Below are 24,481 nucleotides of genomic sequence, written 5' to 3'. Positions count from 1 at the left end.
ACGTCTGCTCGGCGGAAGGCCTCAGGGGCGCAGGACGTCCTTGAGCGCGTCGAGCACCGCGGGATCCTCGATGGTGGAGGGCACCGGCTCGTCCAGGCCGTCGGCGATACCCCGCATGGTCTTGCGCAGGATCTTGCCCGAACGGGTCTTCGGCAGCGCCGCGACCACGTCGACCTTCTTGAAAACCGCCACCGCGCCGATGTTTTCCCGCACCCGGTCGACGAGCTCCTGGGTGATCCCCTCGGTCGAGGCCCCGGTCTTGAGCACCACGAAGCCGCGCGGCACCTGTCCCTTGAGTTCGTCGGCGACACCGATCACCGCGCATTCGGCCACCGAGGGATGGTCGGCCAGCACGGCCTCGATCGATCCGGTCGACAACCGGTGTCCGGCAACGTTGATCACGTCGTCGGTGCGGCCCATCACGAAGAGGTAGCCGTCGGAGTCCACGTAGCCGCCGTCGCCCGTGAGATAGTACCCGGTGAACGCCGACAGATAGGCCGCGACGTAGCGGTGGTCGTCGCCCCACAGCGTGGGTAGTGTGCCCGGTGGCAGGGGCAGCTTGATGCAGATGGCGCCTTCCTCACCGGCCTCGCACCGGGTGCCGTCGGAACGAAGGATCTGCACGTCGTAGCCGGGCATCGGCACCGTGGCCGAGCCGGCCTTGATCGGCAGAGGCTCGACGCCCATCGGATCTGCCGCTATCGCCCAACCGGTTTCGGTCTGCCACCAGTGGTCGACCACTGGGATGCCGAGTTTGTCGGCGGCCCAGTGATAGGTGTCGGGGTCGAGGCGCTCGCCGGCCTGGAACAGGTACTTGAGCCCGGACAGGTCGTAATCGGCCAGACGTGTGGCGTCGGGATCTTCCTTTTTGATCGCGCGGATCGCGGTCGGGGCGGTGAACAGCGCCTTGACGCCATACTCGGCGGCCACTCGCCAGAACGCCCCGGCGTCGGGGGTGCCGATCGGTTTGCCTTCGTAGAGAACGGTTGTCGCGCCCAAAAGCAATGGCGCGTACACGATGTAGGAGTGGCCGACCACCCAGCCGACGTCGGAGGCGGCCCAGAACACATCGCCCGGCGCCACGTCGTAGATGTGGCGCATGCTCCACAGCAGGGCCACCGCGTGCCCGCCGTTGTCGCGGACGATGCCCTTGGGTTTACCGGTGGTGCCCGACGTGTAGAGCACGTACAGCGGGTCGGTCGCGGCCACCGGCACCGGATCGGCCGGTGCGGCGTCGGCCACCAGCTGCCGCCAGTCGTGATCACGCCCGTCGACCAGCTCGCACGGACACTGCTCGCGTTGCAGGATGACGCAGGCCCGGGGCTTGTGCTCGGCGATCTCCAGTGCCGCGTCCAGCATGGGCTTGTACTCGACGATGCGCGTCGGCTCGATGCCGCAGGACGCGCTCACGACGACCACCGGGCGGGCATCGTCGATCCGGGCGGCCAGTTCGTGCGCGGCGAACCCGCCGAACACCACCGAGTGCACCGCGCCGAGCCGGGCGCAGGCCAGCATTGCGATGACGGCCTCGGGCACCATCGGCATGTAGATCACCACCAGATCGCCCTTGTTCACCCCGAGCCCGCGCAAGGCCCCGGCGAACCGGGCGGTGGTGTCGCGCAACTCGCGGTAGGTGTACGTGGCTTTGGTGCCGGTGACGGGGGAGTCGTAGATCAGCGCGGTCTGATCGCCGCGCTCGGCGACGTGCCGGTCCAGGGCATTGGCGCAGGTGTTGAGCTCACCGTCAGGGAACCAGCGGTAGAACGGCGGGTTGGCGTCGTCGAGTATGCGCTGCGGCTCGGACGTCCAGGTCACCGCCTTGGCGGCGTCGGCCCAGAAGGTGGCCGGGTCGTTGAGGCTGGCCTCGAAGAGACCACGATAAAGGGCACGATCACCTGACATACCGGCACCGTAGCGTGTCCGGCCAGTCGAAATCGGTGATTGTCGCTGGTCGGTGGCCTGCCCGCGCCCGGTGGTCGCTCACGCGCGGTCACCGGTCGTTGCGCGGCAATTCGGGTAGCGCGGTACTCACGCCGATGCGGGTGGCCGGGGTCAGGATTGCCGGGACTACGAGGAGCCGGCATGACTGTCGACATCGATTACGACCCGTACAACGTCGAGATCGCGCGCGACCCTTATCCGACCTACCGCCGGTTGCGGGACGAGGCGCCGCTGTATTACAACGCAACGCACGATTTCTTCGCGGTCAGTCGCTACGGGGATGTCGAGCGGGCTCTGATCGACCGCGACACCTTCATCTCCGGGCGGGGCAATGTCCTGGAATTCATCAAGTCCGGTGTCGAGATGCCGCCCGGCATCGTCGTCGCCGAGGATCCGCCCAGCCACACCATCCACCGCACCCTGATGTCGCGGGTGTTCACCCCGCGCAAGGTGGCCGCACTGGAACCGGCGATCCGGGCGTACTGCGCCGAGTACCTCGATCCGCTGATCGGCGCCGGGCGGTTCGATGTGATCAGTGAGTTCGCCGCGCAGATGCCGATGCGGGTGATCAGCATGCTGATGGGCATTCCCGACGCCGACCAGATCGCGATCCGCGAGATGAGCAATGCCAACATGCGCACCAAGGCCGGACGCGGTATGCGGATCAGCGAACAGAACATGGCGCTGGGTGGGGCTTTCGCCGACTACATCGACTGGCGCGTCGAGCATCCGTCGGACGACATCATGACCGACCTGCTCAATGTCGAGTTCGAAGACCAGACCGGCACCCGGCGCCGGCTGACCCGGCGCGAACTGCTGACCTATGTGCACGTCATCGCCGGGGCGGGCAACGAAACCAGTGCCCGGCTGATCGGATGGACGGTCAAGGTGCTCGCCGAGCATCCGGATCAGCGCCGGGAACTGGTGCGCGACCGGTCATTGGTGCCCAACGCAATTGAGGAGATCCTGCGGTTCGAGAACCCGGCGCCGCATGCGGCCCGCTCCCTGGCCGTCGATGCCGAGTGGCACGGGCACACGGTTCCCGCCGGCAGCGCATTGTTGATCGTGATGGCCGCGGCCAACCGCGACGAGCGCCGCTACGCCGAACCGGACCGTTTCGACATCCACCGCGACATCGGTATGCACCTGGCGTTCGGGCACGGAGCGCATTTCTGCCTGGGTGCCGCGCTGGCCCGCATCGAGGCCCGCATCGCGCTCGACGAGATACTCACTCGATTCCCGGACTGGGACGTGAATCTCGACGATGCGGCGTTGTCACCCACGTCGACGGTGCGTGGGTGGGAGCGGTTACCGATGCTGGTCACCACTTAGCGCGAGCAGACGTAAAACTGCCCCTTTTCACGTGAAAAGGGGCAGTTTTACGTCTGCTCGGCGGAAGAAGCTACTCCTGGAAGCGGTACCCCATCCCCGCCTCGGTCAGCAGGTGCACCGGATGCGACGGATCATTCTCGAGCTTGCGACGCAGCTGCGCCAGATAGACCCGCAGATAGTGGGTTTCCTTCGCGTAGGCCGGTCCCCACACTTCACGTAGCAGTTCTTCACGGCCCACCAACTTGCCGCGGTTGCGCACCAGCATCTCCAGCATGCCCCACTCGGTGGGGGTCAGGTGCACCTCGTGGTTGTTCTTGGTCACCTTCTTGGACGCGAGATCGACGGTGAACGAGGAGGTTTCGATGACGGGCTCATCGGTTTCGGACGCCGCCGCGCCGCGGCGCACCGCGGCGCGCAGCCGGGCCAGGAACTCGTCCATACCAAAGGGTTTGGTGACGTAGTCATCGGCGCCGGCATCGAGCGCCTCGACCTTGTCGGACGAGTCGGTGCGGGCCGAGAGCACGATCACCGGTGCCGACAGCCAACCGCGAAGGCCGGCCAGCACCTCGATGCCCGACATGTCGGGCAGGCCGAGATCGAGCACGATCACATCGGGCCGGTGATCGGCGGCGGAGCGCAGGCCCTGCCCGCCGTTGGTGGCGGTGTCGACCTCGTAGCCGCGCACCGACAGGTTGATCCGCAGCGCACGGAGGATCTGCGGTTCGTCGTCGATCACCAGGACGCGGGTCTTGGCGGGATTGGTGGATGTCATGCTGATTCGTCCTTCGGCGGTGCAGCAAGGTCGATTTCGACGGTCAGGCCACCGCCGGGGGTATCGGTCGCAGAGATGGTCCCGCCCATGGCTTCGACGAAGCCGCGGGCAACGGACAGGCCCAGCCCGACGCCGATGCTGGTGTTGTGATCGCCGAGGCGCTGGAACGGCGCGAACAGTTGTTCCTCGGCCCCGCGCGGCATTCCGGGCCCCTCGTCGATCACCGCGATCAGTACCCGGTCGGCCACCTGCCCGGCGCTGACCCGGATCGGCCCGTCAGGGGCGTACCGCAGGGCGTTGTCGATCAGATTGGCCAGCACCCGCTCCAGCAGCCCGGCGTCGGCCATCGCGACGGCATCACCGACCTCGACCTTCACCCGGTCCAGACCCTCACGGGTGAATCCGGTGGCACCCTTGCTGATTCCCAGCAGCGCGCGCTGCGTCGTCTCCTCCAGGTACACCCGGCGCAGCTCGGGGCGGACCACTCCGGCAGACAGCCGCGAGGAGTCCAGCAGGTTGCCGACGAGCGCGGTGAGTGCGTCGACGGATTCCTCGATGGTGGCCAGTAGTTCAGCGGTGTCCTCGTCCGAGAAGTCGATGTCCTCGCTGCGCAGGCTGCTGGCCGCCGCCTTGGCCGCGGCCAGCGGGGTGCGCAGGTCATGGCTGACCGCGGAGAGCAGCGAGCGGCGCAGTTCATCGGCCTGCGCGATGGCCTCGGCCTTGCCGGCCTCCTCGGTGAGCTCGCGCTGTTTGACCAGTCCGGCAGCCTGTTTGGCGACGGCGCTCAGCACGCGGCGATCCCGCGCGGCCAGTTTGCGTCCCGACATCAGCAGCCAGAACTCGTCGTCCCCGACTTCGATCGCGGTGTCGGCGGTGTCCACGTCGGCACACGGCTTGGTGCCGACGCAGGCCACGATCTCTGCGGTCCCATTGTGTTCCCGCAGCAGGCTCACCGCCCGTTGGGAGTACGTCTCCTGCAGCCGTTCCAGCAGGGTGGTCAGGTCGGCACCGCGCAGCACCGACCCGGCGAACAGCGTCAACAGCTCGGCTTCCTGCGAGGCCTTCCTGGCTTCGCGGGCCCGGCTCGCGGCGCCGTCGACCAGCGCCGCGACCGCCACCGCGACCAACAGCAGCACGACGACGGTGACCGCGCTGTCGGGTTCGGAGATGGTGAACGTGTGACGCGGGTCGACCAGGAAGTAGTTCAGCAGCAGCCCGGACAGCAGGGCTGACAGTCCGGCAGGTGCGACGCCGCCGAGGAGTGCGACGATCAGCACGCCGATGAAGAACAGGGCGCTTTCGCCGCTGACCCCGAGGTAGGGGTCCAGCAGGGTCACGATCGCCACGCAGATGGCCGACGGAACCACAAGGCTGGCAAGCCAGGACGCGATGTGGCGCTGCCGTGGGGTGGCCGTCGACCAGCCGAAGCCGCGGCGGGCCTGCTCATGGGTCACCATGTGCACGTCGATCTTGCCGGAGTGCTGCACCACGGCGGCACCGATGCCCTCGTCGAACATCCGGGCCCACCGGGACCGCCTCGACGTGCCGAGCACCAACTGGGTGGCGTTGCGTTCGCGCGCGAAATCCAGTAGCGCCGTGGGTACGTCGTCTCCGACGACGGTGTGCAGGGTGGCACCCAGGCTCAGGGCCAGCTCTCGCACCTTGCCCATCTGGGGGGCCGAGACACCCGACAGTCCGTCCCCGCGAACGACGTGCACCACCATGAGTTCGGCACTTGATTTCGAGGCGATGCGGGATGCCCTGCGCACCAGCGTTTCCGACTCGCTGCCGCCGGTGACGGCGACCACCACGCGTTCGCGGGCTTCCCAGGTGTCGGTGATCTTGTTGTCGGCGCGGTACTTGGCCAGTGCGGCGTCGACCTGGTCGGCCAGCCACAGCAGAGCCAGTTCTCGCAGCGCGGTGAGGTTTCCGCGCCGGAAGTAGTTCGACAGGGCCGCGTCGACACGTTCGGGTGCGTACACGTTGCCGTGGGACAGCCTGCGGCGCAGCGCCTCCGGGGTGATGTCGACCAGCTCGATCTGGTCGGCTGCCCGGACCACCTCGTCGGGAACCTTCTCCTGCTGCTCGATTCCGGTGATCTGGGTGACCACATCGTTGAGGCTTTCCAGGTGCTGGACGTTGACGGTCGTGATCACGGTGATCCCGGCGTCGAGCAGTTCCTCGACGTCTTGCCAGCGCTTGGGGTTCTTGCTGCCCGGGGTGTTGGTGTGGGCGAGCTCGTCGACCAACACCACCTGCGGATGGCGGGCCAGCACCGCAGCTACGTCGAGTTCGGGGAACTGGCCTCCCCGGTACTCGACGTAGCGCGGCGGAATGGTCTCGATGCCGTCGAGCAGATCGGCGGTTTTCTTGCGCCCGTGCGTTTCGACCACCGCGGCAACCACGTCGGTGCCGCGTTCGAGCCTGCGGTGCGCCTCGCCGAGCATCGCGTAGGTCTTGCCCACGCCGGGAGCTGCACCCAGATATATGCGCAGCTCTCCGCGTTTGGCGGGGCCGGACGACGGCGTATTCACAAGACCATCATCCTCGTGCCTACAGGGAGTCGAGGGCGATGTTGAGTTCCAGCACGTTGACCCGCGGTTCGCCGAAGAAGCCCAGGGTGCGACCGTCGGTGTGCTGGGCCACCATGGAGCGCACCAGCTCGGGGTTGAGACCGCGGGCCTTGGCCACTCGGTTGACCTGCAGATCCGCGTAGGAAACCGAGATGTGCGGGTCCAGTCCGCTACCGCTCGCGGTCACCGCATCGGCCGGCACCGCGGGGTCAGCAGGCGCGCTGCCGCGGATCGGCACGATCAGACCGGCGCTGTAGTCCTCGCCCACCTTTGCGCACTCGACGCGGACGCCCTCATAGGTGTTGAGGAACGGCGTCTTCGTGGTGTCGCACGGTTCGTTGACGCTGACCACCTGAGTCGGGTGCAGGACGTTTCCGCGGGCGTCTCGCGGCCCGATCACCGACAGCACCGCGCCGACGCCGCCTCCGGTGCAGAACGGGCGGGCGCCGTCGACGCCGTCGAGCTCGCCGACGGCGGCGCTGCGTGAGCACACCTGGGTGAGCAGGCTCGGCTTGTCCGGCGCATCGACGACGCTTTCCGGGCCGAGGTTGCTCGCGCTGGTGGCCATGGGGTCATACCCGTCACCGGCCATCGACGGACGGCTCTGGAAGTAGCGGGGCAGGGGATTGCCGTCGGCATCGGTGAAGGACTGACCGATCAGGCTGCTGCCCACCGGCTTTCCGCTCATCTCGATCAGCGATCCGTCGGCCCGGTCGCGCAGTCCCGGGATCTGGGCCACCAGCCAGATGAAGACCGGATAGCCGATACCCAGGATCACCGTGAGCACTAGCAGGGCCCGCAGGGCGGCTGCATGTTGGCGAAGCAGGTTGGAGAATTTCATGTCACATTCCCGGGAAGAGTTGGACCACCAAGTCGATCAACTTGATGCCGATGAACGGTGCGATGATGCCGCCGAGGCCGTACACGTAGAGATTGCGGCTCAACAGCTTGGACGCACTGCTGGGGGTGTACCGAACACCCTTGAGTGCCAACGGGATCAGCGCCACGATGATGATCGCGTTGAAGATCACCGCGGACAGGATCGCCGATTGCGGGCTGTGCAGCCGCATGATGTTCAGCAGATCCAGGCCGGGGAACAGCGCCACGAACAACGCCGGGATGATCGCGAAGTACTTCGCGATGTCGTTGGCGATCGAGAAGGTGGTCAGTGCCCCGCGGGTAATCAGCAACTGCTTGCCGATCTCGACGATCTCGATGAGCTTGGTCGGGTCGGAGTCGAGATCGACCATGTTTCCGGCCTCTTTGGCCGCCGAGGTGCCGCTGTTCATCGCGACGCCGACGTCGGCCTGGGCCAGGGCGGGCGCGTCGTTGGTGCCGTCACCGGTCATGGCGACGAGCTTGCCGCCGGCCTGCTCCTTCTTGATCAGCGCCATCTTGTCCTCGGGCGTGGCCTCGGCGAGGAAGTCGTCCACACCGGCCTCGTCGGCGATGGCCTTGGCAGTCAACGGATTGTCTCCGGTGATCATCACGGTGCGGATGCCCATGCGGCGCATCTCGTCGAACCGTTCCCGCATGCCCTGCTTGACGACATCCTTGAGGTGGATGACGCCGAGCACTTCGGCCTTGCCGTCGACCACATGACCGACCGCCAGTGGTGTGCCGCCGGCGGCGGAGATCCCGTCGACGATATCGCCGAGTTCGGTTGGTACCCGGCCGCCTTCGGAGCGGATCCACTCGGCGACCGCGCCCGTGGCGCCCTTGCGCAGGCGATGGTCACCGGACAGGTCGACACCGGACATCCTGGTGTTGGCGCTGAACTCCACCCAGTGCGCGTGGTCGAGTTCACCGGGTGTGCGGCCGCGTAATCCGTACTCCTGCTTGGCGAACACGACGATCGATCGGCCCTCGGGGGTCTCGTCGGCCAGGCTGGACAGTTGCGCGGCGTCGGCGAGCTGCTCGGGCGTCACGCCGGTCAGCGGGACGAACGCGGCGGCCTGGCGGTTGCCGAGGGTGATGGTGCCGGTCTTGTCGAGCAGCAGGGTGTTGACGTCGCCGGCGGCCTCGACGGCGCGGCCGGACATGGCCAGCACGTTGCGCTGCACCAGCCGGTCCATGCCGGCGATGCCGATCGCCGAGAGCAGGGCGCCGATGGTGGTGGGGATCAGGCACACCAGCAGCGACACCATGACGATGCCCGAGATGCCGTTTCCGTTGAGCGCCAGGGTGTCTGCGACGCCCGGGTTGTTGACCTTGGAGAAGATGGCCAGCGGCTGCAGGGTCGCGACGGCGAAGACGAAGATGATCGTCAACGAGGCCAGCAGGATGTTGAGCGCGATCTCGTTGGGGGTCTTCTGCCGGTTGGCGCCCTCGACGAGGTTGATCATCCGGTCGATGAAGCTCTCGCCGGGCTTCTGGGTGATCTGCACGACGATGCGGTCACTCAACACCGTGGTGCCGCCGGTGACGGCGCTCCGGTCGCCACCGGACTCCCGGATGACGGGGGCCGATTCACCGGTGATCGCCGATTCATCCACCGAGGCAATGCCTTCCACGACATCGCCGTCTCCGGGGATGACCTGGCCGGCCTCGACCACGACGACATCGCCCTGCTGCAGCAGCGGCGCGGCGACCTCCTCTTCGCGGCCGGGATTACCCGGGGCCCAGCCCGTCAGCCGGCGGGCCATGGTGGACGTCTTGGTCTTCCGGAGCGACTCGGCCTGGGCCTTGCCGCGCCCCTCGGCGACGGCCTCGGCCAGGTTGGCGAAGATGACCGTCAGCCACAGCCAGATGACGATCAGCCCGGAGAACCAGGATGGGTTGAGGACGGCCAGGATGGTGCTCCAGACCGCGCCGATCTCGACGATGAACATGACGGGGTTGCGCCACAGCGTGCGTGGGTTGAGCTTGCGCAGCGCATCGGGCGTCGACTTCCACAGCATCTTCGGGTCCAGCAGGCCGCCCTTGATTCGCGTGGAACCAGTGGGTTTCGACTGAGCGGCGGACGGTGAATCGAGGGTAGGTACTGACATCAGTGAATTCCTTCAGCAAGGGGCCCGAGCGCAAGCATGGGCAAGAAGGTGAGGGCGACCAGGATCAGCGTGACGCCGGCGACCATGCCGACGAACTGGGGTCGATGGGTGGGCAACGTGCCGATGGATTCGGGCGTCTTGCCCTGTTTGGCCAGTGATCCGGCCAGTGCCAGCACGAAGATGATCGGCAGGAATCGGCCGAACACCATCGCGAGGCCGAGGGCGGTGTTGTACCACTCGGTGTTGACGCTGATACCGGCGAAGGCGGAACCGTTGTTGTTGGAGGCTGAAGTGAAGGCGTACAGCACTTCCGACAGACCGTGTGGTCCGGTGTTGAGCATGCCTGCCCGTTGACCGGGCATGGCCATCGCCACCGCAGTGCCGGTCAGCACGAGCAACGGTGTGATCAGGAAATACGTTGCGGCTAGCTTGATCTCCCGCGGGGTGATCTTCTTGCCCAGGTATTCCGGGGTGCGGCCGACCATCAGCCCAGCGACGAACACCGTGATGATCGCCAGCACCAACATGCCGTAGAGGCCGGAGCCCACACCGCCGGGAGCCACCTCACCGAGCTGCATGTTGAACATCGTGATCATGCCGCCGAGGCTGGTGTACGAATCGTGGAACGAGTCCACCGCACCGGTCGACGTCAGCGTGGTCGCATCCGCGAACACCGCCGAGTTGGCGATGCCGAACCGCTGTTCGACGCCTTCCATCGCGGCGCCGGTGGCGGTGGGGACGGTGCCATGGGCCTGCAACTGGAACAGCATCATCAGGCTGACGCTGACAGTGGCGATGACCGCCATCGCGGCGGCGATGGCGTAACCCTGCTTCGGGCTGCCGACCATGCGGCCGAAGGTCCGCGGCAACGAGAACGGGATCATCAGGATCAGGAAGATCTCCACCCAGTTGGTCCAGGTGGTGGGGTTCTCGAACGGGTGCGCGGAGTTGGCGTTGTAGAAGCCGCCGCCGTTGGTACCGAGCAGCTTGATGACTTCCTGGCTGGCGACCGGGCCACCCGGGATGGTCTGGGTGCCGCCGACGAGCGTGTTGACGACCTCACTGTGCAGGGCGAAGTTCTGGATGGCGCCTCCGCCGACCAGGATCAGCGCGCCGACGACCGAAATCGGCAGCAGGATACGCAGGTTGCCGCGCACCAGGTCGACCCAGAAGTTGCCGAGCTCACCGGTGTTGCGCCGGACCAGGCCACGAACGAAGGCCATCGCCACGGCCATGCCGACTGCGGCTGAGACGAAGTTTTGCACCGCCAGGCCGGCCATCTGCACCAGGTGGCCCTGGGTGGATTCACCCGAATATGCCTGCCAGTTCGTGTTGGTGACGAAGCTGATGGCGGTGTTCCAGGCCAGCGCCGGTGTCATCGGGGTGCCTGGATCGTTCAGGTGCAGCGGCAGCTTGCCTTGCACCAGCTGCAAGATGAACAGGAACAGGACGCTGATGGCCGAGAAGGCCAGCACGCTGCGGGCGTAGGCGCCCCAGGTCTGTTCGGCCTTCGGATCGGCGCCGATCAGCCGGTAGATGACGCGTTCGGCACGTGAGTGCTTTTCGGTCGTGTAGACGCGGTACATGTAGTCGCCGAGCGGCACATGGACAGCCGCGACCGCGACGATGAGAACGACGAGGAAAACGATCCCCGCGGTTGTAGTAGTCACTAGAACCTCTCCGGAAACAGCAGCGCCGCGAAGAGAAACAGCGCGATCAGGATCGCCAGGCCCAGGCCGACGACGTTTTCGTAGCTCACAGTCCCTCGACCAACTTCTGCACCAGGCCCAGCAGCGCAAAGATCGCCACTGTCAGCACGATGAACACCACTACGGACATGGGTTCTCCAACACGTTTTTGGGGCCGCCGGATCTCGGCGACTGATCAAGCGTCCGTCTGTTGCGGTCGGCCGGCGACGATCTTTATGTCTTTTTTACGCTCGGCTGCCGGACCTTTACGGGTTCTTTCCCGGGGACCGTCCAGGCCCTCGTCAACGGCGTAAAGATGGCGTCAACAGCGCCGGGTTGCGGCGTAGGAAATGCGTAATCGCCGTCGAATTCCCGCGGCGCAGGTTCCTACCGTGTGCCGAGAGTGTCGCCGCGTGAAGGAGCTGGAGCCATCGACAATCCATCGTTGTGGGGAACGGCGGCCTGGGGCCAGCTGATTGCGATCGCTGTCCTCGTCGTATTTCTGCATGTCCCGCTGGGTAACTACATCGCGGCGGTGTACACCGCACGCACCGATTGGCGGGTGGAGCGGCTGATCTACCGTCTGGTCGGGGTGCAGCCGGACGGTCAGCAACGTTGGACGGGCTACCTGAGCGCGGTCCTGGCATTTTCAGCGGTCAGTGTTCTGCTGCTGTACGGGCTGTTGCTTTTTCAGGTGCATTTGCCCGAACCGTGGGGCCATAAAGGGATGACGCCGGCATTAGCGTTCAATACGGCAATTTCATTTACGACCAATACCAGTTGGCAGAACTACCCGGGCGAGGCGACTCTCGGTCACGTCGGTCTGGTGGCGGGCCTCGGTGTTCAGGCCTTTGCGAGCCTCGCGGTCGGCATGTGCGTTGCGGTGGTATTGATCCGCGGGCTGGGACAGTATCAGAACCAGGAGATCGGCAACTTCTGGGTGGATCTGGTGCGCACTGTGGTCCGGATCCTGCTGCCGCTGTCGGTGATCGTCACGCTGATCCTGCTGGCCCTCGGTGTCGTCAACAACATCCATGGCGCCCAGGACGTTTCGACCATCGCCGGCGGCAGCCAGACGTTGCTCGGTGGTCCGGTGGCCACGTGGGAGTCGATCAAGTTGATGTCGGGTGACGGTGGTGGCGCCTTCAACGTCAACAGTGCGCATCCCTTCGAAAACCCGACACCGTTGACCAACGTCGTGGAAATCGTTGCGATGCTGCTGATCCCGGTGGCGTTCCTGCGGACCTTCGGGGTGATGGTCGGGGACCGCAGGCAGGGTTGGGCGCTCTTCGCCGTCGTCGCATCGCTGTACGTGCTGGCGACGGTGGCACTGGTCGCGGCGACGTCGGTGCCGCACGGCACCGTCGTAGATGCGGTGGGTGCGCCGGTGGAGGGCACCGAGATGCGGTTCGGTGTGCCCGGGAGCGCGACATTCGGCCAGGCGGCCACGGCGACCGGGGACGGCGCCGCGAACTCGTCGTACGACAGTTTCGCCAGCCTCGGGGGCGCGGTGCTGATGCTGAACATGATGCTCGGCGAGGTGGCCCCCGGTGGTGCCGGCAGCGGCCTGTACGGCCTGGTGATGATGGTGCTGCTGGCGGTGTTCCTCGGCGGGCTGATGGTCGGTACGACGCCCGAATACCTCAAACAGCGCCTGCAGGCCAGGCACATGAAGCTCGTCAGCCTGTACCTCCTGGCCCTGCCGATCGCGGTCCTGGTCGGCACCGCGATCGCCATGGCGCTGCCCGGCCAGCGCGCGGCGATGCTCAACTCCGGGCCGCACGGGCTCTCCGAGGTGCTGTACGCCTTCACCAGTTCGGCGGCCAACAACGGCAGTGGCTTCGCCGGGTTCAGCGGGAACACCACCTGGTTCAACGTCGCGCTGGCGATCGCGATGGTGATCGGCCGCTTTCTGCCGATCATCGCGGTCCTGGCCATCGCCGGGACTTTCGCCGCGCAACGTCCCGGTGTCGTCACCGCCGGCACGTTGCGGACCCACACGCCGACCTTCGTCGTGCTGACCCTGGCCACCACCCTGCTGCTCGTCGGATTGGAGTTCCTGCCGGCGCTCGTGGTCGGTCCGGTCGCCGACGCGCTGCAGTGATCAAGGCCGCGTCAAGGTTGGGCCCCAAGGTGTCAAGAGATCGCAAAGAGCCTGGTGGCCGGTGCTCCGATTGCGAGATCGTCGGAGGATGGCCACTGGCAGCGGGCCAGGGCCGCGTTTGAGGAAGAACAAGTTCCCGGTGACTCTCTCGGATTTCCTGATGCACGTGTGGTCCGCACAGACACCCCGCGCCCGCGCGGCCGTGAGCGGAGCCGATGTCTTCCGAACTCCCGCGGCCGATCGTCGGGGCGAGGACCTGGTGCGCTACCAGAACTACCGCAGAGCATTCCGCACGGCGGAGGTGCCCCTGCCTGCCGCGGTTCTGGGCAATAGCGCGATGGCCAAGTGGGCGAGGGATCAGCAGGTGAGTATCGATGTGCGTTCAGGAGCCGACATAGCGGGCGTGGTCGCGGCAAGCATTCCGCTCTCGCATGTCACGGTCTTCGCCGATGGACTCCGTGAGCCGGAGTTGCGTGCGGCGGCCAACCTCGGGTTCGGCCACATCGTGGTCGGCACGGTTCAGCAGATTGAGATCCTGAGATCGGTTGTCGTGCAAAAGCAGGACGTAGTCATCCGGATGTCCGACGCGAGCGTGACCATGCGCGCGCTGACCGGTGCCGTACCGTGCGGCTTCAGATTCGACAGCAACGAGTCAGACGCCGCGATGGCGGCAGTCGTCGGGCACGACAGGCTGAATCTGGTTGGGCTGCATTGTGACATCGGTACCGGTGACGACGATTTCATCAGCTACCCGGCCGCGATCGGGCAGATGATCGCCGAGATGACCCAGGTCCGTCACGACCACGGTGTCCTGCTCACCCGTCTCGGGCTCGGCTGCGGCCGGATCATCCCACCCGTGACATGGGCGGCTGAATTGCAGCGGATCGCCACAGAGATCGACGAGTCGCTCGACGATGCCTGCGGAACGCTGAGATTCCCGAGGCCGTTGGTGGTTCTTTCCACCTCCGTCGCGATCGGGGGACTGAGCGCAGCGTGACCACCTATTACGTCGAGCAGCCCCAGGCGTTGCTCGACGAGTCCGTGGTACTGAGGCGTTGTGCGTTGTGGCGCAGCGCTTTCAAAGGATCGTCGGTAAGCTACCCCGCTGGGCTGCTCAGCTTCGAACCGGTCGCGGAGTGGATACGCCGCCACCGTGTCACCGTCGATGTCCTGACCGCAGCGGAGCTCAACCTGGCCCTCGCATCGGGTATCCGGTCGTCGCAACTCGTGATGCACCCGCGCAACGCGGCCGCGATAGCGAGCGCCGGGATGGGGCAGGCCGCGCGGCTTGTCGTGGACTCCGATCAGCAGGCCGCAGCCCTCGCCCGCGGCGCGCAGCGGCGTGAGCACGTGCTCGTGTGTGCGGGCCCTGGAATACCTGCTGTGGTCGCCGAGGTGCTGAAGCACCGTCAGCTTGACCTCGTGGGTCTGCACTGCACGCCGGACCCGGCGCATGATCCGATCGGGCTCGGGGCATTGCGATCGGCGCTTGCCGACATGGCCGTGATCAGGCGCAGCCATTCGGTACTGCTGAGCCGGATCAGCCTGGCGGGCATGGACGGTGGCCTGTTCGGTCTGCATCCGTGGGCGCTGCGCCGGGTCGCCGATGCGCTCGGTGAGGTGCTTGAAGAGCAATGTGCGCGCTACCGCTTCCCGCGGCCGGCGCTGACCGTGGCCCCGTCCGTTCACGCATTGTTGCCGCGGGATATCAACGCCGCGTGAATGTTTCGTCCAGTCGCGTCAAGACCCCGCAAATATCCTGGCCCAGCCATGGTGGCAGCGGAAGGCTCGAAGCAGGCGCCTGCGGCACTCGGCCGCGGCGCGGTGAAGAAGAGGTTCTGGTGACACTGACGACAGGGTTGTGGTCCACATCGACGGCGATGCCGCCGCGCTCGCCCGAGCACGAGGCGATGCACCGGTGCGCCACGTGGTGTCGCTCGCTTGATCCCGTTGAGCTGGCCCTGCCGGCCGGGGCGCTGCGGGACAACAGCGTGGCCAGATGGGCTCGCGATCACGGTCTGGCCGTCGAGGTGCGCAGCAGCGGAGATCTGGCGGCGGCGATCGGGACGGGTATCCATCCGATGCGCCTGGTGGTGCACGCCGACGGGTTCGACGGTGACGAACTGGTGTTCTGTAGCGCCAACCTCGGGGTGGGCCGGGTGGTGGCCAACAGCGTCGAGCAGGTTCATCTGCTGGTCTCCTGTGCCGTGCGGCACCGTCGGCAGCGGGTGATCCTCGGTGCGACGGCTGCCGACACCGTGAGCGCGGTCCTGAACGGGCCTCGGCTCGACCTTGTCGGTGTATATCGCGAAATCGGTTCGGGTGAGGACTGTTTCACCGGTTTTCCGGATGCGGTCGGTGAACTGATCGCGCAGATGGCTGACATTCGCCGGACACACGCTGTCGTGCTCACTCGGGTGTGGATCGGCGGCGGTGGGTTCGACTTCACCACGGGCCCCGATGACCTGTCCGAGCTGGGGCGATCCATTGAGATGACACTCGATGATGCCTGCGCGACGCTGCGTTTCCCGCGGCCGGTGGTGGTCATCTCGGCTGGGCTGGGCGGATCTCGCTAGGCCGGAACCGAACAAACCTGTACAGCGGCCCTGCACCGGACATAAATTGAGCCGTGGGCTCCAATCGGCCCCAGGGTCGGCACCACGTCCAGTCAGCGCCGCAAGGGCCGCTGCGGATCCTCGTTGTCGGCGCCGGGGTGGGTGGCATCTCCATCGCTCGCGGATTGTTGCGGGACGGTCATGACGTCGCGGTGTTCGAGCAGCGCCCTGAGGTGCGGGCCGGTGGCGGCGCCGTCACCATCTGGTCCAACGGCGAAACTGTGCTACGCCAGCTCGGCGTCGGGATGAAGGGCGCCGGTCAGGAGCTGTCCACCGTGCGGGTGATGACGTCGACGGGACGCCCGATGACCACCCTGGACGTGACCGCGATCGTGAATCGGATGGGCGCGCCGGTTCGAATGGTTCCACGCCGGGTGCTCCTCGAACGCCTGCTGGAAGGTTTTCCGGCCCAACGGATTCGGTGCAATTCCCAGGTGGTCGGGGTCGCAAACGGTAGCCGTGGGGTGCGGGTCGATTTCGCCGACGGCAGTTGTGCCGAAGGAGATCTGGTGATCGGCGCCGACGGCCTGCACTCCAAGGTTCGCGAGATCGTCGGCGCACGGCACGCGGAGCCGACGGGCTGGTGCAGTTGGCAAGGACTGGCCACGCTCCCGGACGGCGCGGATCGGCGCGTCGCCTTCGTCATCGTCGGGGAGCGCGGGAACCTCGGCCTGTGGCCGGCCGGAGGCACCGAGGTGCAGTGGTGGTTCGATCTGCCGTGGTCGCCGGACTTTGTCAGGCCGGAACGCCCGATCGAGGTGATCCGCGCCAATTTCACCGGGTGGTCCGATTTGGTCGATCGCGTGCTCGCGACGTTGACCGACGCTGATCTGGCCCGCTCGCCCTATCCGCATTTCCGCCATCCCATCCCCGGGCCGGGCCACGGCGCGTTGACGTTGTTGGGCGATGCGGCCCACACGATGCCGCCGACGCTGGCGCAGGGAACCAACCAGGCGTTGCTCGACACGATGGTGTTGTGCAAGGCCATTTCGGATTTCCGCCGGGGTGCCAACGGCGATCTGCTCGGCGCGCTGCGCTGGTACGAGAAGACGCGCCACCGCCGGGTCGCAGCGGTGTCCCGGGTGGCCTCGTTGCAGGTGTCGCACGGTGAGGCCGTGCTGCGGCCGGCGGCGATGGTGCCGGACCGGGCCATGACCTGGGTGTTGGCGACGTTCCTGCGGGCGGTGAGCCACCGCCGGATGGCTGCGGAGATCAACCGGGGCCTCGCCGCCGCGACCACCGCCGGCAGTGATGAACATGCCCGCTGAGGCCGTACGGGTGCGGGGTGCGATCGATGCGCCGTCGAACCGGCTGTGGCTCGTCAAGTGGTGCGTGCTGGCCTTTCCGCACTATCCGATACTGATCGGTCTCTACCTGGTGTACCCGTTGGCGGTGTTCGCCGCGGGTATCGCGATCCTGTTCACCGGCCGGTATCCGCGGCCTCTGTTCGATTTCAACGTCGGAGTGTTGCGCTGGTCGTGGCGGGTGATGAATTACCGGTTCCCGATGAACACCACCGACCAGTACCCCCCATTTACCCTCAAACCCCGGGCCGACTATCCGGGCGATCTCGAGGTCGACTATCCCGAGGAACTCTCCAGGTGGGCGGTGCTGGTGAAGTGGTGGCTGTTGGGGCTGCCGCAGATCATCGTGTGCTGGGCGATGGAGCCGCTGCTGCAGGTGATCTGTGTCATCTCCGCGGTGCGGTTGCTGGCCCGGGGGAAGGTCTCGCAGAGCATGTTCGACCTCCTGATGGGAATCGTGCGATGGCGTTACCGGGTCGCCGTGTACGTGTCGCTGATGAGGGACGAATACCCACCGTTTCGAATGGATCTGGGGGGCCTGGATTGAGGCGTCGTAATCCGTTGTTCCCGTACGTGTATCGGTTCGGCATGCCGGTGTTCGACCGGCTGTTCTATCGCCGGTACCGTCGGGAGGCGATGAGCCATGCCACGGGCCGCTTGCTGTTGGTGGGGCTCGGTCCGGGAACCGATCTGCTGTTCCTGCCTGCCGCGGTGACCTCAGTGGCAGCGGTGGAGCCGGATGCGGCGATGCGGCGGATGGCGTGTGCCCTGGCCCGGCGCCACGGTGTCGACGCCGATGTCGTAGACGGATCGGGTGAATCGATTCCTTTTCCGGACAACAGTTTCGACTCGGTCCACGTCGGTCTGGTGTTGTGTTCGGTTGACGATGTGGCGGCCACGCTCGCCGAGATCCGGCGCGTGCTGGCGCCCGATGGCCGGTTGGTGGTGCTCGAGCATGTGCGTGGTGAAGGCTTGATGGGGCGGTTCCAGGACCTGATCGCGGGACCGTGGTCGTGGTTGTCGTCGGGCTGCGAGCCGAACCGCCGCACCGTCGACGCCATCGCCGCAGCGGGATTCGACACCAGCGGCCTGCGCAGCACCCGCCGGACGTTGGTGCCGCCGCCGTGCACGCCCCATCTGCGGGGAGTCGCGACTATTCGACGCTGACGGCCTCGATGATGTTGAGCCGCGCGGCCCGTCGCGCCGGCGGCAACGACCCCAGCAGGCTGATCGCCAGTGCGCCGAGAGTGAAGACCAGCGCCATCGGACTCGGCCGGAACGTGACGTTGAAATTCATGATGTCCCCGCTGACCAGGCTGAACAGCCATTGATCGACGAGCCCGATCAGCAACCCCAGGACTCCGCCCACGATGCCGATGGCCGCTGCCTCGGCCAGCACCATGGCCAACGTGTAGCGGCGGCTGGATCCCATCGCCCGCAGGACCCCGATCTCACGGCGCCGCTCGAGCACCGACAGTGTCAGTGTGTTCAGCAGCGCGACGGCGGCGACGAACACCACGATGATCCACACGGCATTGGCGATCAGCATGCTCTGGTGCAGCGGCGCCTCGAGGCCGGCCAGCGCGGTCCGGCCGTCGTAGGTGTAGTTCGGCGCGGGCACCACAGCTCGGACGTCGGCCAGGAGCCGGTCGCGATTGGTGCCCTCGGCCGCGGTGACCTGCAGTGTCGTCGCGCCCGGCCGGTCGAACCACGCGCGCATCTGATCGAGGCTCATCCCGACGGTGCCGATCACCGTCGAGAAGTAGGGCACCAGGGCCAGCACCGTCGTGCGCTGCGGGCCGTGCGGGGTCTGCAACTCCAGTTCGTCACCCACCCGGACGTCGAGCGTCTTCCCCAGGTTCTGCGAGAGCACCACGCCGCGGCCGGCCAGCGCGTCGGTGCGGACCCGGTCATCGAGGGCGCGGAAGAGGGCGTCGTGGCTGCCGGCGGCGAATCCGTCGAGCATGACGCGGGTGCCGCCGACGACGGCGAAACCCAGGGCCCCTTCGGTGACCGTCGCGACCCCGGGCACCCCGGCCACCTTCTCGGAAAGACCTTGCGGCAGTAGGCCGGTGGGGTACTGGTCTGGCGAATTGGCACTCACCCAGACATCGACGTCGGCGACCGGCGCGAAGACGTCACGCGCCGACCGGATCATGTCGTTGTTCGTCCCGGTGATCACCACGGTCGTGACGACGGCGATCAGCACGGTCATCACGGTCGCCCACACGCGCCGAGGGGCACGTTCGACCGTCGCCGCGGCCAGGGCGCCGGCCGAGCCGAACAGGCGTGCCACGGCGGCGGTGGCCTTGACGATGGGCCCGGCGAGCGCGAAACCGAGCGCGATCTGCGCGGTGAACAACGCGGCGATGGCCACGAACGCCAGGGATCCCGGTTGGTAGAACACGATCAGGATTGACGCGGCCAGCGCCGCCACGGCCGCGATTCCGACGGTGACGCGCAGCCAGCGCGGAACGTTGTCCGCGGCCGAAACCCCGACCGGGGCCAGCGCCTCGATGGGCGAGACCTTGTACACCTGCCGGGCCGCCATCGCCGACGCCGCCACACTGGTCAATGCGGTGGCGGCGATGGCCACCGGGATCGCGTAGCTGGGCAGCCAGTACTCGATGCGGGCTTCGAGGCCCTGCGTCACCGTCGGTGGAAGCCGGCCGATCGCCATGCGGCCCAGTGCTATTCCGAGCAGGGAGCCGACGGTGCCGCCGATCAGCCCGAGGATCGTCGCCTCGGCGAGCATGTCGCGGACGATGGTCGCGCGCCGGCCTCCGATGGCGCGCAGCATCGAGATGACCGGGCGGCGTTGAGCGATCGCCATGGTCATCGTCGTGTAGATCAGGAACGCGCCGACCACCAGCGCGACCGCCGCGCCCATCAACGCCATGTAGTTCATCAACTTGACGCCGTCTCCGGCCCGGGCGGCCCGCAGGCTCGGCGCGGCGACGATGGCCCGGCCGTTCACGGCCGCGGTGACCTGGTCGCGAACCGTGTTGAGGTCGGCACCCGGTGTGGTGGTGATCAGGATCGAGTCGAGCTGCCCTTGTCGGCCAGTGACGTTCTGCGCCAACGGAAGTGGAGCCAGCACGTAGTGGCCGCCGTTGAGGTCTGCGAGTTGCTTGCCCTCAAGGACCTCGGCGACGGTCACCGATCCCGAGCCGAGTTGGAACGTCTCGCCTTTCGCGTGACCGACGGCGGGTCCGACGCGGACACCCTCGGCTGTGCCGGACGGCGCGGCAACCTGCACCCCGACCGCATCTTTGAGGGCGCCTTCCAGTGCGCGGCTGCGGTCGTCGGCGCCGAACAGCAGCACCGGCTCGGTCGCGGTGGGCGCGGACATCCGGATCATCGGTGCGGCGGTGGCGACGCCCGGAACCTTGGCGACGTCGGCCAGGACGGAGTCGGGGAATCCCGCGTCGGTGACGCCCGATACTTCGAGCGCAGCGATGCCGGCGACTCCGTCGGCGAGCCGGTTCACCGACCCGGTGATCGACCCGAAGATGCCGAGGATCGCGACGAGATACATTGCCGACACTGCCATTACGGCGATCGAGGCGATTGTGCGCCGCCGGTGCACGGTGAGTTCGCGCAGGCTGAACACCCGGAGCCGACTCGCTGCGGCAGCTATCGCGGAGGGGTGTCTGGGATGCTCCTCGCGTGCGCGGTGCGTCACCCCGGAACCACTGACATCTCGTCGGAGCCGAGCCGGCCGTCCTGCAGGGTGATCACCCGATCAGTGGCCGCCGCCGCGTCGGCGTTGTGGGTCACCATCACCACCAACCGACCCCGGCCCTCCTCGTGGGAGACCTCGCCCAGCAGGCTCAAGATCGCCGCGCCGGTGGTCGAATCGAGATTGCCGGTGGGTTCGTCGGCGAGGATCAGCGGCGGGTCCATCATCATGGCCCGGGCCACCGCGACACGTTGCATCTGGCCGCCGGACAGTTCGGACGGCCGGTGCTCGGTCCGATTGCCGAGGCCGACGCGGTCCAGCAGTTCCACGGCCTGCGGTTTGACCTTGCCCAGCCGGACCCCGTCGAGCAGCTTCGGGACGGCCACGTTCTCCCAGGCCGACAGGGTCGGCAACAGGTTGAAGAACTGGAAGACGAAGCCCACCCGGTGGTGACGGAACGCCGACTGCTGCTCGTCGCCCAGCCGGCCGATCTCCTCGCCGTCGAAGGTGATCGAGCCGGAATCGGGGGAGTCCAGCGCGCCCAGCAGATGCAGCAACGTGCTCTTACCTGCGCCTGACGGGCCGATGATCGACACGAATTGCCCGCCGGCCAGGCGCAAGCTGATCTCATCGAGAGCGCGCACTGTCTGACCGCCGACCTTGTACTCGCGCACCACATCGCGCAGTTCGATGGCCAGTTCGGGCATCGCAGCCTCCCGGGCGTCGGGATATGCGCAGCCTACGCCGGGTGGTGTCCCTCATCTGGCCTTATCTGGCCACTCATCTGCGCGAGCGTGCGCATCTGCTGCCGGACACACCTCATTCGACGGCCACGACGTCGCTTTCGACACCAGGGTCGCGTTGTCACGATTTTCACGACCCCGGCGTCGAAACCGGCGTCACCGTGGCGACGAACCGCGCTTTCTGGTCGGTGGCCGGGATGATGCGGGGATTGGTGAGCTGGTACTGGCGGCCGCGGTGCGTCATCCGGGCCGAACGGGCGGACCGCACATTGCGCACCCAATCGGAGTGCTCGCCGTAATTCAGCACGACCGAGACCGACTTGCTGTCGACGAAGGCCATCACCGGGGTCCGGTACGGCTTGCCGGACTTCCGGCCGGTGTGCTCGATGATCGCCATGTACGGCACCCGGGCTGCCCACAATCGCTGCAGCGGGTTGGTGACGTACTTGTTGATGTGGGCGATCACCCGCATCGCCCGTGGTCCAAGTGCTGCCGCGATCCGTTCGGCAACTACGGCAATCGAATTGGCGATACTGCTTGGCATATGCGGCCCCCGTCGCTGTCCCACCCCTGGGACACATTCAACCAAGCTCACCCCCAAGCGCGCGAATGCGGCACCTCCGCGCGGACGTTGCCCCGGCTGATCCTCTGAGCCGTTCAGCCGAACACCCGGCGCTCGAATCGCCGGTGCCGCACCGCCATCAGCTTGATCAGAGCCAGTAGCACCGGGCTGACTTCGTCGGTCAGCGCGGCCCGCTCGTCATCGGTCATCACCGCCAGGGTGCGCGGCCCGTCGAAGGACAACCGACCGCCCCGTTGCGCGGCCTTCTCGACCATGGCCCAGTTGGCGACGGAGACGTGCCGCCGGATCACCGGGAACAACTCACGCTCCTCGTCGGCGATGTGCTCGCGCAGCATGGTGTGCAGCTCTCGGAGTGCGGCCTTCAGCGGGATCGCGGCAATGTTGTGGCCGCCCGACAGCCCAAACGACTTGGCCAAGGCACGTATCCCGTCCAGACGAGGATCCAGCGCCGTGTGGTCTTCGGTCAGTTCGGTCAGGTCCACATCGGTCCCGGCGGAGGCGTTGATCACCGGCCACAACACCTGGTCCTCGAGCCTGTGATGGTGATGGATGGAGTCGCACAGCAGATCGACATATCGCGCCACTGCCTGCGCGCGGTTGGGCGCGCACAGGATGCGGCCCTCGGCGATTTCCTCGGTCAACTCTGCGACGCGGCCGACATCGGTGATCATTGCGCGGTGGGCCAGGGTGATGCCCAGAAGATCAGGAGCGGGGTCGCCGTCGTGGCGTGGCGTGACCCGAATGGAAGTCGTCGGCTGCGTGGGGCTGTTCATACGCCTACCGTGCCGGGTGGCACTTGCGGCGGACTTGGCTTCGGCTTGTGATGTGGGGGCAGTCCCGCTCAGGGGTGGCCGGTGACGACCCGGCGGCCAGGTACGGTGCTACCGATCGCCCCCATAGCCCAATTGGCAGAGGCAGCGGACTTAAAATCCGCACAGTGTCGGTTCGAGTCCGACTGGGGGCACCGTAAAAGTGCTGGTAGCAACGTTATCGACGCGCCAGCTAACCGTCACCCGCCACATTCAGCAGGATCTTGCCGCCACGGAGGAGATGCTGCACCGCGTCCTGGATGCGGTCCAGGGGATACACGGCCGCCACGGGGACAACGAGGGTGCCGTCGGCCACCAGTGGTGCCGCCTCACGAATGACGGGCACCACCTTGTCGCGGTAGTCGAAGTCGCCGACGAAGAACCCGCGGACGGTGAGGTGCTTGCCGACCAGTGTCGAGGTGTCGACCCACATGGGTTCGTCCCTGGCCCACGAATAGCTGACCAACAATCCACCGTCGGAAAGCAATTCGAGCAGCCGCGCCACTCCCGGACCGCCGACGGCTTCGACTGCCAGCGCCACCCGGGCGTCGCCTATCACTGCTCGAACATCGCCGACCGCATCGGGGTCATCGACGTGGACCACGTCGGCCCCGGCTGCGGTGAGCTCGGCGAACGTTGTGTCGTCACGGACCAGGTTGATCGTCTTCAATCCACGAAGTTTGGCCAGCGCGATCAATGACCGTCCCACACCGGAGTTCGCGGCGTTCTGAACCACCCAGTCACCGGGCTGCAGGGGGGTGCATTCACTGAGCATCAACCCTGCTGTCGGGGGATTGCTGCCCAGCATCGAGTACTGCTCGATGCTGCCGCCGGCGGGGAGTGCGAACAGGCCATCGGCGGGTACGACGAGCCGCTCACGCCACGCACCGGCATACAGGGGTAGCACGACCAGGTCGCCGACTTGAAGTCCATCGACCTCGGCGCCGGTGGCAAGCACGCGGGCGACCCCCTCTGCGCCCGGTATGTGGGGCAGGGGTGGTCGCGCCAGCGCGCCGGCGACAACCAGTAGATCGTGTTTGTTCAACGGCGAGACCTCAACGCTCAACAGAACCTCATGCGGACCCGGTGGCGGCGGCTCCTCGATGTCGACAAGGCGCAGCATCTGCGCGGGGTCGCCGAACTGCTCCATCCGGATGGCACGCATGTCGGTTCCTCTCCATCGGAGATCAGGCCGTTGTGTGAGCCTGCCTAATGGATACGCTCTCGGCGGCCCCGCCGGAAGCAATCGGCTTGAACAAGGCGGCAGGTCTGTCGATTTCCCTATTTGGCGCGTCAACGTGTCACGGCCCGCCCAGCGGACTAGTGTTCGGGGCTGTCTCAGTCA

At 66.7% G+C, this 24,481-nt stretch carries 20 protein-coding genes and 1 tRNA gene; 9 read left to right on the top strand and 12 right to left on the bottom strand.

All coding sequences use genetic code 11. From position 1 onward, the window contains the following. Nucleotides 1-21 precede the first annotated feature (21 nt). Entirely contained in the window at nucleotides 22-1,902 is a 1,881-nt protein-coding gene (locus ACWEFV_RS10695; RefSeq protein ID WP_450070139.1) for a propionyl-CoA synthetase, read from the bottom strand. A gap of 180 nt (nucleotides 1,903-2,082) precedes the next feature. Between ACWEFV_RS10695 and ACWEFV_RS10690 the strand changes: the two genes are divergently transcribed. Continuing rightward, complete coding sequence (locus ACWEFV_RS10690; RefSeq protein WP_450070138.1) at nucleotides 2,083-3,273, top strand: cytochrome P450; 1,191 nt, start codon at nucleotides 2,083-2,085, stop codon at nucleotides 3,271-3,273. Between the two features lie 70 nt (nucleotides 3,274-3,343). Here ACWEFV_RS10690 and ACWEFV_RS10685 read toward each other — a convergent pair whose 3' ends face one another. From ACWEFV_RS10685 to ACWEFV_RS10660, 6 genes are read right to left on the bottom strand one after another with little or no spacing between them, the layout of a single operon-like run. Beyond that, the gene (locus ACWEFV_RS10685; protein ID WP_135457772.1) at nucleotides 3,344-4,045 is read right to left on the bottom strand and encodes a response regulator; all 702 of its coding nucleotides are present in this window, start codon (nucleotides 4,043-4,045) and stop codon (nucleotides 3,344-3,346) included. Next, on the bottom strand, nucleotides 4,042-6,579 hold the full coding sequence (locus ACWEFV_RS10680; protein WP_450070137.1) for an ATP-binding protein: 2,538 nt from the start codon (nucleotides 6,577-6,579) through the stop codon (nucleotides 4,042-4,044). Before ACWEFV_RS10680 ends, ACWEFV_RS10685 begins: the two co-directional genes overlap by 4 nt. A gap of 19 nt (nucleotides 6,580-6,598) precedes the next feature. Next, on the bottom strand, nucleotides 6,599-7,459 hold the full coding sequence (locus ACWEFV_RS10675) for a potassium-transporting ATPase subunit C (protein WP_450070136.1): 861 nt from the start codon (nucleotides 7,457-7,459) through the stop codon (nucleotides 6,599-6,601). A gap of 1 nt (nucleotide 7,460) precedes the next feature. Next, the gene (gene kdpB, locus ACWEFV_RS10670) at nucleotides 7,461-9,608 is read right to left on the bottom strand and encodes a potassium-transporting ATPase subunit KdpB (RefSeq protein WP_450070135.1); all 2,148 of its coding nucleotides are present in this window, start codon (nucleotides 9,606-9,608) and stop codon (nucleotides 7,461-7,463) included. Continuing rightward, entirely contained in the window at nucleotides 9,608-11,278 is a 1,671-nt protein-coding gene (gene kdpA, locus ACWEFV_RS10665) for a potassium-transporting ATPase subunit KdpA (protein WP_450070134.1), read from the bottom strand. Before kdpA (ACWEFV_RS10665) ends, kdpB begins: the two co-directional genes overlap by 1 nt. Then, the gene (locus ACWEFV_RS10660) at nucleotides 11,278-11,367 is read right to left on the bottom strand and encodes a potassium-transporting ATPase subunit F (protein WP_019347277.1); all 90 of its coding nucleotides are present in this window, start codon (nucleotides 11,365-11,367) and stop codon (nucleotides 11,278-11,280) included. Before ACWEFV_RS10660 ends, kdpA (ACWEFV_RS10665) begins: the two co-directional genes overlap by 1 nt. 359 nt (nucleotides 11,368-11,726) lie before the next feature. Between ACWEFV_RS10660 and kdpA (ACWEFV_RS10655) the strand changes: the two genes are divergently transcribed. The 7 genes from kdpA (ACWEFV_RS10655) to ACWEFV_RS10625 all read left to right on the top strand — a co-directional run bounded on the left by kdpA (ACWEFV_RS10655) (nucleotide 11,727) and on the right by ACWEFV_RS10625 (nucleotide 18,486). After that, on the top strand, nucleotides 11,727-13,400 hold the full coding sequence (kdpA, locus tag ACWEFV_RS10655; protein WP_450070172.1) for a potassium-transporting ATPase subunit KdpA: 1,674 nt from the start codon (nucleotides 11,727-11,729) through the stop codon (nucleotides 13,398-13,400). A 139-nt stretch (nucleotides 13,401-13,539) separates the two neighbouring features. Further along, nucleotides 13,540-14,397: a LysA protein gene (locus ACWEFV_RS10650; protein WP_450070133.1), complete on the top strand. Its 858-nt coding sequence runs from the start codon at nucleotides 13,540-13,542 to the stop codon at nucleotides 14,395-14,397. Continuing rightward, nucleotides 14,394-15,122, top strand: coding sequence for a hypothetical protein (locus ACWEFV_RS10645; protein ID WP_450070132.1), 729 nt, complete (start codon nucleotides 14,394-14,396; stop codon nucleotides 15,120-15,122). The genes ACWEFV_RS10650 and ACWEFV_RS10645 overlap by 4 nt, the downstream gene beginning before the upstream one ends. 119 nt (nucleotides 15,123-15,241) lie before the next feature. Continuing rightward, entirely contained in the window at nucleotides 15,242-15,976 is a 735-nt protein-coding gene (locus ACWEFV_RS10640; protein WP_450070131.1) for a LysA protein, read from the top strand. 116 nt (nucleotides 15,977-16,092) lie between these two features. Further along, nucleotides 16,093-17,283, top strand: coding sequence for an FAD-dependent oxidoreductase (locus ACWEFV_RS10635; protein WP_450070171.1), 1,191 nt, complete (start codon nucleotides 16,093-16,095; stop codon nucleotides 17,281-17,283). A gap of 10 nt (nucleotides 17,284-17,293) precedes the next feature. Then, nucleotides 17,294-17,866 (top strand): DUF4389 domain-containing protein, encoded by a 573-nt coding sequence (locus ACWEFV_RS10630; protein WP_450070170.1) that lies wholly within the window; start codon nucleotides 17,294-17,296, stop codon nucleotides 17,864-17,866. Continuing rightward, nucleotides 17,863-18,486 carry a class I SAM-dependent methyltransferase gene (locus ACWEFV_RS10625; RefSeq protein WP_450070130.1) on the top strand — a complete coding sequence of 208 codons (624 nt, stop codon included), beginning with the start codon at nucleotides 17,863-17,865 and terminating at the stop codon, nucleotides 18,484-18,486. Before ACWEFV_RS10630 ends, ACWEFV_RS10625 begins: the two co-directional genes overlap by 4 nt. Here the strand turns inward: ACWEFV_RS10625 and ACWEFV_RS10620 are convergent. From ACWEFV_RS10620 to ACWEFV_RS10605, 4 genes are all read right to left on the bottom strand, one after another. Beyond that, the gene (locus ACWEFV_RS10620; RefSeq protein ID WP_450070169.1) at nucleotides 18,473-20,872 is read right to left on the bottom strand and encodes an ABC transporter permease; all 2,400 of its coding nucleotides are present in this window, start codon (nucleotides 20,870-20,872) and stop codon (nucleotides 18,473-18,475) included. The two genes, ACWEFV_RS10625 and ACWEFV_RS10620, sit on opposite strands and share 14 nt — an antisense overlap. Before the next feature lie 128 nt (nucleotides 20,873-21,000). Beyond that, on the bottom strand, nucleotides 21,001-21,708 hold the full coding sequence (locus ACWEFV_RS10615; protein WP_450070129.1) for an ABC transporter ATP-binding protein: 708 nt from the start codon (nucleotides 21,706-21,708) through the stop codon (nucleotides 21,001-21,003). Nucleotides 21,709-21,874: 166 nt separating this feature from the next. Then, complete coding sequence (locus ACWEFV_RS10610) at nucleotides 21,875-22,288, bottom strand: nitroreductase family deazaflavin-dependent oxidoreductase (RefSeq protein ID WP_450070128.1); 414 nt, start codon at nucleotides 22,286-22,288, stop codon at nucleotides 21,875-21,877. A gap of 113 nt (nucleotides 22,289-22,401) precedes the next feature. Further along, on the bottom strand, nucleotides 22,402-23,100 hold the full coding sequence (locus ACWEFV_RS10605) for a hemerythrin domain-containing protein (protein WP_450070127.1): 699 nt from the start codon (nucleotides 23,098-23,100) through the stop codon (nucleotides 22,402-22,404). A gap of 117 nt (nucleotides 23,101-23,217) precedes the next feature. On the opposite strand from ACWEFV_RS10605, the gene ACWEFV_RS10600 reads away from it, so the two are divergent. Next, nucleotides 23,218-23,291, top strand: a tRNA-Leu gene (locus ACWEFV_RS10600). Nucleotides 23,292-23,329: 38 nt separating this feature from the next. On the opposite strand, the gene ACWEFV_RS10595 is transcribed toward ACWEFV_RS10600, so the two are convergent. Next, nucleotides 23,330-24,301: a zinc-dependent alcohol dehydrogenase family protein gene (locus ACWEFV_RS10595; protein WP_450070126.1), complete on the bottom strand. Its 972-nt coding sequence runs from the start codon at nucleotides 24,299-24,301 to the stop codon at nucleotides 23,330-23,332. Nucleotides 24,302-24,481: the final 180 nt, after the last annotated feature.

The sequence above is a fragment of the Mycobacterium sp. NPDC004974 genome (assembly GCF_053600815.1).
The sequence above is the reverse complement of the archived record's forward strand: the minus strand, read 5'-3'. Positions and strand labels throughout refer to the sequence as shown.

Excerpts from the sequence above, each read along its gene's own strand:
- ACWEFV_RS10695 (WP_450070139.1), bottom strand. The coding sequence starts at position 1,902 with ATGTCAGGTGATCGTGCCCTTTATCGTGGTCTCTTCGAGGCCAGCCTC.
- ACWEFV_RS10690 (WP_450070138.1), top strand. The coding sequence starts at position 2,083 with ATGACTGTCGACATCGATTACGACCCGTACAACGTCGAGATCGCGCGC.
- ACWEFV_RS10685 (WP_135457772.1), bottom strand. The coding sequence starts at position 4,045 with ATGACATCCACCAATCCCGCCAAGACCCGCGTCCTGGTGATCGACGAC.
- ACWEFV_RS10675 (WP_450070136.1), bottom strand. The coding sequence starts at position 7,459 with ATGAAATTCTCCAACCTGCTTCGCCAACATGCAGCCGCCCTGCGGGCC.
- kdpB (WP_450070135.1), bottom strand. The coding sequence starts at position 9,608 with ATGTCAGTACCTACCCTCGATTCACCGTCCGCCGCTCAGTCGAAACCC.
- ACWEFV_RS10620 (WP_450070169.1), bottom strand. The coding sequence starts at position 20,872 with ATGGCAGTGTCGGCAATGTATCTCGTCGCGATCCTCGGCATCTTCGGG.
- ACWEFV_RS10615 (WP_450070129.1), bottom strand. The coding sequence starts at position 21,708 with ATGCCCGAACTGGCCATCGAACTGCGCGATGTGGTGCGCGAGTACAAG.
- ACWEFV_RS10610 (WP_450070128.1), bottom strand. The coding sequence starts at position 22,288 with ATGCCAAGCAGTATCGCCAATTCGATTGCCGTAGTTGCCGAACGGATC.
- ACWEFV_RS10605 (WP_450070127.1), bottom strand. The coding sequence starts at position 23,100 with ATGAACAGCCCCACGCAGCCGACGACTTCCATTCGGGTCACGCCACGC.
- ACWEFV_RS10595 (WP_450070126.1), bottom strand. The coding sequence starts at position 24,301 with ATGCGTGCCATCCGGATGGAGCAGTTCGGCGACCCCGCGCAGATGCTG.